At 72.2% G+C, this 7,507-nt stretch carries 8 protein-coding genes and 1 pseudogene; 5 read left to right on the top strand and 4 right to left on the bottom strand.

Annotated elements, in window-relative coordinates:
- Both CCN56_RS32725 and CCN56_RS32720 read right to left on the bottom strand, forming a co-directional pair.
- Positions 1-855, bottom strand: an 855-nt coding sequence (locus tag CCN56_RS32725; RefSeq protein ID WP_373412929.1) for a DEAD/DEAH box helicase, incomplete at its 3' end; no start/stop codon positions are given.
- Positions 856-945: 90 nt separating this feature from the next.
- Positions 946-1,785 carry a class I SAM-dependent methyltransferase gene (locus CCN56_RS32720; RefSeq protein ID WP_086831494.1) on the bottom strand — a complete coding sequence of 280 codons (840 nt, stop codon included), beginning with the start codon at positions 1,783-1,785 and terminating at the stop codon, positions 946-948.
- Positions 1,786-2,131: 346 nt separating this feature from the next.
- On the opposite strand from CCN56_RS32720, the gene rpsA reads away from it, so the two are divergent.
- From rpsA to CCN56_RS32700, 4 genes are all read left to right on the top strand, one after another.
- Positions 2,132-3,637, top strand: a complete 1,506-nt coding sequence (rpsA, locus tag CCN56_RS32715; RefSeq protein WP_030692649.1) for a 30S ribosomal protein S1 — start codon at positions 2,132-2,134, stop codon at positions 3,635-3,637.
- A 167-nt stretch (positions 3,638-3,804) separates the two neighbouring features.
- Complete coding sequence (locus CCN56_RS32710; RefSeq protein ID WP_041128693.1) at positions 3,805-4,743, top strand: PAC2 family protein; 939 nt, start codon at positions 3,805-3,807, stop codon at positions 4,741-4,743.
- Between the two features lie 31 nt (positions 4,744-4,774).
- Complete coding sequence (gene coaE / locus CCN56_RS32705) at positions 4,775-5,386, top strand: dephospho-CoA kinase (protein ID WP_086831493.1); 612 nt, start codon at positions 4,775-4,777, stop codon at positions 5,384-5,386.
- 62 nt (positions 5,387-5,448) lie between these two features.
- The gene (locus CCN56_RS32700) at positions 5,449-5,817 is read left to right on the top strand and encodes a tetratricopeptide repeat protein (protein WP_086831495.1); all 369 of its coding nucleotides are present in this window, start codon (positions 5,449-5,451) and stop codon (positions 5,815-5,817) included.
- A gap of 18 nt (positions 5,818-5,835) precedes the next feature.
- Here the strand turns inward: CCN56_RS32700 and CCN56_RS32695 are convergent, their stop codons facing one another.
- Entirely contained in the window at positions 5,836-6,105 is a 270-nt protein-coding gene (locus CCN56_RS32695; protein ID WP_086831492.1) for a DUF6343 family protein, read from the bottom strand.
- A 95-nt stretch (positions 6,106-6,200) separates the two neighbouring features.
- Positions 6,201-6,536: a hypothetical protein gene (locus tag CCN56_RS32690; RefSeq protein WP_086831491.1), complete on the bottom strand. Its 336-nt coding sequence runs from the start codon at positions 6,534-6,536 to the stop codon at positions 6,201-6,203.
- 185 nt (positions 6,537-6,721) lie between these two features.
- Here CCN56_RS32690 and CCN56_RS32685 point away from each other — a divergent pair.
- Positions 6,722-7,507 (top strand): annotated as a pseudogene (locus CCN56_RS32685) (ATP-dependent helicase); the annotation flags it as partial.

Below are 7,507 nucleotides of genomic sequence, written 5' to 3'. Positions count from 1 at the left end.
GCCGGGCCCGGCACCCCGCAGCACCGCGTCCTGCACGTCGGCGGGAGCCCGTCCGTGCAGCTGGAGCACCTCCGCGTCCACCCCGTCGAGCAGCCCCGCCGTCCGCGCGATCTCCCCCGTACCCGGCAGGAAGCACAGGACGTCGCCCTCGTGCCGCTCCAGCGCGAGCCGGACCGTCGCCGCCACGTGACGCAGCAGGGCCGGATCCACCCAGGTGCCGTGCGCGGGCCTGATCCCGGCCGGCGGCGCGGCGAACTTCACCGCGTACCCGTGGCCCTCGCCCTCGCTCCACACGATCGGCGCGGGCCCGCTGCCGTCCAGGACCGTGAGCAGCTCCGCCCAGGCCCCGGCGTCGCTCGTCGCGGAGGCCGCGATCAGCTTCAGCTCCGGCCGCAGCGCCGCCCGTACGTCCACCAGGAAGGCCATCGCCGTGTCGGCGTCGAGATGCCGCTCGTGGCACTCGTCGAGCAGCACCACGTCCACGCCCGCCAGCTCCGGATCGCGCTGGAGGCGCTGCAGCAGGATGCCCGTCGTCACCACCTCGACCCGGGTCGCGGGGCCGGACCGTCGCTCGCCGCGCACCGAGAAGCCGACCGCGCCGCCGACCTCCTCGCCGAGCAGCCAGGCCATCCGCCGGGCCGCCGCCCGCACCGCCATCCGCCGCGGCTCGGCCACCAGCACCCGGCGGACCGGTCCGTCCCCTATGAGCCCCGCCAGCGCCAGCGGGACCAGCGTCGTCTTGCCGGTGCCGGGAGGAGCGGACAGCACCGCCGTGCCGCGCTCCGCGAGCGCGGCGAGCAGCTCGGGGACGGCATGGCGGACGGGGAGACGGTCGATTGCGTCGTTTCGGATCACGCACTCAGTCTCGTACGTGCGAAGAAAAGGGAGGGCCCTGTTATCCACAGGGCCCTCCATAAGTAGGACTGGTCGGTCGAGCAGGACCTGCTAGTCGTCCCGCTCGCAGACGAAGATCGCCGTCCCCGGGATCAGGTTCCCCCGCAGAGGGGACCAGCCGCCCCACTCCTGGCTGTTCCAGGCCGGCCACTCCGGCTCGACCAGGTCCACGAGCCGGAAGCCGCCGGCCACCACGTCCCGCACCCGGTCCCCGACGGTCCGGTGGTGCTCCACGTACACCGCCCGCCCCCGCTCGTCCTGCTCGACGTACGGCGTGCGGTCGAAGTACGAGGCGGCGACCGAGAGGCCTTCGGGCCCCGGCTCGTCCGGGAACGCCCAGCGGATCGGGTGCGTCACCGAGAACACCCAGCGGCCGCCCGGCCGCAGCACCCGGCGCACCTCGCGGAAGACCCGCACCGGGTCGGCGACGAACGGCACCGCGCCGTACGCCGAGCACGCCAGGTCGAAGGAGCCGTCCCGGAAGGGCAGCGCCCCCGCGTCCGCCTCCACCAGCGGCACCCCCCCGCCGATCCGCAGCGCGTGCTGGAGCTGCCGGTGCGAGAGGTCGAGGGCCACCGGCCGTGCCCCCTGCGCCGCCAGCCACCGCGAACACTGCGCCGCTCCCGCGCCGATCTCCAGGACGTCGAGGCCCTTCAGCGAGGCGGCGGGCCCGAGGAGCCCGGCCTCGGCCTCGTCGAGTCCCTCGGGACCCCACACGAACCGGTCGTCGCCCAGGAAGGACCCGTGCTCGCTCTGGTACTCGTCGGCGTTCCGGTCCCACCAGCCGCGGCTCGCCCGGCTGCTCTCCGCGTCCCCCGCGTCACGCCGGGTCGCCTCGGCCTCGTCGGCGTCCCCGTCGACCGCGTCTTCGTGTCCGTACTCTTGGTTCATCTCGCCCGCCGATGTAGTTTGCGCTCAGTGCCGCCGTGCGGCGGACCCCCGCCGTAGTGGCGCAAGGGCCGTGAGTCGTGCCGGAATTGAGCAGAACTGCCCCGGGTGCGCGCTTCGCGCATTGACCCTGTCCGGCCGCCCCCGTATGCTAAAGGTTGCGCTGCGGGCCTGCGCGCCTCAGACGGAGCAGGCCGTGCTCGCACCTGTTGTATGTCCCCTCGGTTTTCGAGGTTCCCTCCCGTTCGCGGAAGGGCGCTTCATTGGCTGTCCGGCTTCTTGGTGCGATACGGGCTCTCGGCGTAGCAGTACCTACGACTTTCTGTCCGTAACCGGAGCCCTTTCCCACATGACGAGCAGCACCGAGACCACCGCCACCACCCCGCAGGTTGCGGTCAACGACATCGGTAACGAGGAAGCCTTCCTCGCCGCGATCGACGAGACGATCAAGTACTTCAACGACGGCGACATCGTCGACGGCGTCATCGTGAAGGTCGACCGGGACGAGGTCCTGCTCGACATCGGTTACAAGACCGAAGGTGTCATCCCGAGCCGCGAGCTCTCGATCAAGCACGACGTCGACCCGAACGAGGTCGTCAAGGTCGGCGACGAGATCGAGGCCCTGGTTCTCCAGAAGGAGGACAAGGAAGGCCGCCTGATCCTCTCGAAGAAGCGCGCTCAGTACGAGCGTGCCTGGGGCACCATCGAGAAGATCAAGGAAGAGGACGGCATCGTCACCGGTACCGTCATCGAGGTCGTCAAGGGTGGTCTCATCCTCGACATCGGCCTCCGTGGCTTCCTGCCGGCGTCCCTCGTCGAGATGCGTCGTGTCCGCGACCTCCAGCCCTACGTGGGCAAGGAGCTCGAGGCCAAGATCATCGAGCTGGACAAGAACCGCAACAACGTGGTCCTGTCCCGCCGCGCCTGGCTCGAGCAGACCCAGTCCGAGGTTCGCCAGACCTTCCTCACGACCCTCCAGAAGGGTCAGGTCCGCTCCGGCGTCGTGTCCTCGATCGTCAACTTCGGTGCCTTCGTGGACCTGGGTGGCGTCGACGGCCTCGTGCACGTCTCCGAGCTGTCCTGGAAGCACATCGACCACCCGTCCGAGGTTGTCGAGGTCGGCCAGGAGGTCACCGTCGAGGTTCTCGACGTGGACATGGACCGCGAGCGCGTCTCCCTGTCGCTGAAGGCGACGCAGGAGGACCCGTGGCAGCAGTTCGCCCGGACCCACCAGATCGGCCAGGTCGTCCCGGGTAAGGTCACCAAGCTGGTTCCGTTCGGTGCGTTCGTCCGCGTGGACGAGGGCATCGAGGGTCTGGTCCACATCTCCGAGCTGGCCGAGCGCCACGTGGAGATCCCGGAGCAGGTCGTCCAGGTCAACGACGAGATCTTCGTCAAGGTCATCGACATCGACCTCGAGCGTCGTCGCATCAGCCTCTCGCTGAAGCAGGCCAACGAGTCCTTCGGTGCCGACCCGGCCTCGGTCGAGTTCGACCCGACCCTGTACGGCATGGCCGCGTCCTACGACGACCAGGGCAACTACATCTACCCCGAGGGCTTCGACCCCGAGACCAACGACTGGCTCGAGGGCTACGAGGCTCAGCGCGAGGCCTGGGAGACCCAGTACGCCGAGGCGCAGGCTCGCTTCGAGCAGCACCAGGCTCAGGTCATCAAGTCCCGCGAGGCCGACGAGGCCGCCGCTGCCGAGGGCGCTGCCGCCCCGGCCGCCGGCAACGCCGGTGCGGGCATCTCGGGTGGTTCGTACTCCTCGGAGTCGGACGACAACTCCGGCGCCCTGGCGTCGGACGAGGCGCTCGCCGCCCTCCGCGAGAAGCTCGCCGGCGGCCAGAGCTGAACAGGCTCTCCGCTGAGCGCTAGTCGCTGGTGAATCGAGGCCCGTTCCCCTTCGGGGGGAGCGGGCCTCGGTCGTTTCCGTCCTCGTTCTCCGGAAGATCGCGCGACCCGGGAATGGCCGTGCCGCGCCCGGCGTTTCCAGAGAGAACACGAGGAGGAGCGGTAATCGTGCTTGATCCCCAGGATTTGTACGAATGGGACCCGAAGGGCGTGGCCGTCGTCGACCTGGCCCTGGCGCAGGAGTCGGCCGGGCTTGTCATGCTGTACCACTTCGACGGCTACATCGACGCGGGCGAGACCGGTGAGCAGATCATCGACCGGCTGCTCGACACCCTCCCGCACCAGCTGGTGGCCCGCTTCGACCACGACCGGCTCGTGGACTACCGGGCCCGCCGCCCGCTGCTGACCTTCCGGCGCGACCGCTGGACCGCGTACGAGACGCCGTCCATCGAGGTCCGCCTCGTGCAGGACGCCACCGGCGCGCCCTTCCTCGTCCTCTCCGGGCCGGAGCCGGACGTGGAGTGGGAGCGGTTCGCCGTCGCCGTCCGCCAGATCGTCGAGCGCCTCGGCGTGCGCCTCTCCGTCAACTTCCACGGCATCCCCATGGGCGTGCCGCACACCCGCCCGGTCGGCCTCACCCCGCACGGCAGCCGCACCGACCTCATGCCCGGCCACCGCAGCCCCTTCGACGAGGCCCAGGTCCCCGGCAGCGCCGAGTCCCTCGTCGAGTACCGGCTCACCGAAGCCGGCCACGACACCCTCGGCGTCGCCGCCCACGTCCCGCACTACGTGGCCCGGTCCCCGTACCCGGACGCGGCCCTGACCGCCCTGGAGGCCGTCACCGCCGCCACCGGCCTCGTCCTCCCCGGTGTCGCCCACTCCCTGCGGACCGAGGCCCGCCGCACCCAGACCGAGATCGACCGCCAGATCGGCGAGGGCGACGAGGAGCTGGTGGCGCTCGTGCAGGGCCTTGAGCACCAGTACGACGCGGCCGCCGGTGCCGAGACGCGCGGCAGCCTGGTCGCCGAGCCGGTCGACCTGCCGTCGGCCGACGAGCTGGGTCGCGAGTTCGAGCGCTTCCTCGCGGAGCGGGAGGGCGACTCCTAGCCCCACCGGGGCAGGCCCTAAGCTGCCGCTCATGCTGAAGGTGGGCCTGACCGGCGGGATCGGCGCCGGCAAGAGCGAAGTGTCACGGCTGCTCGTCTCGTACGGAGCCGTACTGATCGACGCGGACCGGATCGCGCGCGAGGTCGTCGAACCCGGGACCCCGGGGCTCGCGGCCGTCGTGGAGGCCTTCGGGGACGACGTCCTCACCGCGGAGGGGACGCTCGACCGGCCGAAGCTCGGCTCCATCGTGTTCGCCGACGCCGACCGCCTGGCCACCCTCAACGCCATCGTGCACCCCCTGGTCGGGGCCCGGTCGGCGGAGCTGGAGAGCCGTGCGGGCGCCGACGACGTCGTCGTCCACGACGTACCCCTGCTCACCGAGAACGGGCTCGCGCCGCTGTACGACCTGGTCGTGGTCGTGGACGCGTCCCCGGAGACCCAGCTCGACCGGCTCGTACGGCTCCGGGGCATGGCGGCGTCCGAGGCCGAGGCCCGGATGGCGGCCCAGGCCACGCGCGCGCAGCGGCTGGCCGTCGCGGACCTCGTGATCGACAACGACGGGCCGCTCGACGCGCTCGAACCCCAGGTGCGGAAGGTCTGGGAGGACCTGGAACGACGCGCGAAGGCCGCCGCCGGGGAGTAGCGGCGGAATGCGGTCGCCTCGATCCGGTGTTCAACCACCGGATCGAGGGGAAGGATGCCATCGTGGCCGACAGCAACCCGGAAACGCACGTCATCGACTTCCGCGCCGCCGAGCACCTGCTGGCCGCGCGGGATCCTCGCGGGGCCGTGAAGCTGCTGGACTCGGTGATCGCCGCCCATCCCGAGAACACGGCCGCGCGCCTGCTGCGCGCCCGCGCGTTCTTCGCCGCCGCGCAGCTCCGCCCGGCGCAGCTGGAGTTCGAGCTGGTCCTGGAGCGCGAGCCGGACAACGCCTTCGCCCACTTCGCGCTGGCCCGCACCTTCGAACGCTCCGGGAAGACCGCCCAGGCCATGCGGCACTTCCGGCTCGCCGCCGCGCTCGACCCCAAGCCGGAGTACCTCCGGGCGGCGGGCTTCGACGCGCAGAACTGAGCGGGTGCGGGCGGGACGTCAGCGTCGCGGGTTGCCGTGATCGGGTTCGTACGGGGGGATGCTCCGGCCCGGCTGCCAGTGCGAGCCCTGGTGGATGTGGTGCAGCACCACCGCCAGGTCGACCGTGACCACCAGGAACAGCACCCCGCAGGCCGCCGCCCAGCCGGGGCGCCCCAACAGGGAGAACACGGTCGTCCCGAAGACCGCCCAGAGCAGCCCCCACACGCTCAGCCAGAACCGCAGGCGCAGGGCGCTGCGCGCGGTCGCCGGCTCGTTCCCGGTACGCATGACGGTCGCATCTCCCCTCGGAGCCCCGAGGTCACTTCCAGCATGTACCCGGGGTGGGGGAAACGGAACACGCGCCTCGCGGCACGCCGCTCCGGCTAGTGGACGACGCTGTAGCTGCGCCAGGGCAGGGTGTCCGGGGCGATCTGGTTCGCGGTGTTGGTGGCCACGTAGATAGAGTTCCCGCCCTTACAGTCGCGGGTCCGGTACATCACGATGTCGTTCAGGGAGTTGTTCCGGACCTTGGTCACGCCCGAGGGCGCCAGGCGGTGGCAGCCGTTCACGGAGGGGCTGGTCACGCTCACCAGGAGCTCACGCTGCGTCTCGTACTCGATCGTGCCCACGGCACTGCGGCCGAGGCCCGAGCAGCCGGCGACGGCGAGGGTGAGCAGCACGGCCCCGGTGGCGGTCGTGAGACGCCGGCGAACGGACATGGCGGATCCTCTTCTGTCGTGTCGTTTCAGGCCACCATGCCGCCTCCGGTGACCGCCGGCATCCTTTGCTGGGCCGTCCGGGGGAACCACCCGACGCCCGTTGTCAGACCCCACCCGTAAGGTCGGAGGTCCAGTCGAGGGATGACGGACAGCGGGAGGGGAGCGGAGCCGTGGCACACACCTGGATGACCAGCGCCGCCGTCTTCCTGCCGGCCGCCCTTCCCCGTGACGGCCGGGTCGCCTTCTGGGCCCCCGACGGCGGTGCGCTGCCGGACCCGGCGGCGAGCGGGGCGGAGCGGGTCGAGCTGACCGTGGCCCGGCGCCACGGCAGCGGCGCCCGGGGCCGTGCCGTGCCCGCCGTGACCCTGCCCGTCGAGGCCGCCCTGCCGCACCTCGTCGAGGCCCGCCACCACCCGGCCGCGCACCCCGCCACCGCCGGCTGGGGCGCCGCCGCCCTGCACGCCCTGCACCTCGCCGCGCGCGGGCGGCTGCTGCCGGGGCTGACCGCCGACGACCTGGACGCCTGGCGGGCCGGCCCCCTGGACGCCGAGGACATCGCCCATCTGCGGGCCGTCGCCGCCGCCCTGCCGTACGAGGGGTACGCCGTGCCGGTGCCGGGACGCGGTCCGCTGCGGCTGCCCGAGCCCGAGGCCCTCGTGCGCTCCTTCCTCGACGCGGTCGCCGACACGCTGCCCCGCACCCCGGCCGCCGCCCACGCGGTCGGCGCGCCGTTCGCGGCGCACGCCCCGCAGCACCTGCCCCGCGCGCGTGCCTGGGCCGCCGAGGCGGCAGCCGGGATGGACGCGGGGGTGCGGGTCTCGCTCCGCCTCGACCTGTCGCCGTACGAGCTCTTCGACGCCCCGGACCGCGAGGGGGAGGGCGGGGACCGTCACGCCGCCGCCGCGCTCCTCCAGATCCACAGCCTCGCCGACCCGACCCTCGTCATCGACGCCGTGGACCTGTGGGCGGGG

This window comes from Streptomyces sp. NRRL B-24572, from assembly GCF_002156145.1.
Taxonomy (GTDB): Bacteria; Actinomycetota; Actinomycetes; order Streptomycetales; family Streptomycetaceae; genus Streptomyces; species Streptomyces vietnamensis.
Note: the sequence above shows the minus strand (reverse complement) of the source record. Positions and strands in the feature narration are given on the sequence as shown.

What these genes read in the sequence shown, in the direction of transcription:
- CCN56_RS32720 (WP_086831494.1), bottom strand. Translation starts at nt 1,785, where the DNA reads ATGAACCAAGAGTACGGACACGAAGACGCGGTCGACGGGGACGCCGAC.
- rpsA (WP_030692649.1), top strand. Translation starts at nt 2,132, where the DNA reads ATGACGAGCAGCACCGAGACCACCGCCACCACCCCGCAGGTTGCGGTC.
- CCN56_RS32695 (WP_086831492.1), bottom strand. Translation starts at nt 6,105, where the DNA reads ATGCGTACCGGGAACGAGCCGGCGACCGCGCGCAGCGCCCTGCGCCTG.
- CCN56_RS32690 (WP_086831491.1), bottom strand. Translation starts at nt 6,536, where the DNA reads ATGTCCGTTCGCCGGCGTCTCACGACCGCCACCGGGGCCGTGCTGCTC.
- coaE (WP_086831493.1), top strand. Translation starts at nt 4,775, where the DNA reads ATGCTGAAGGTGGGCCTGACCGGCGGGATCGGCGCCGGCAAGAGCGAA.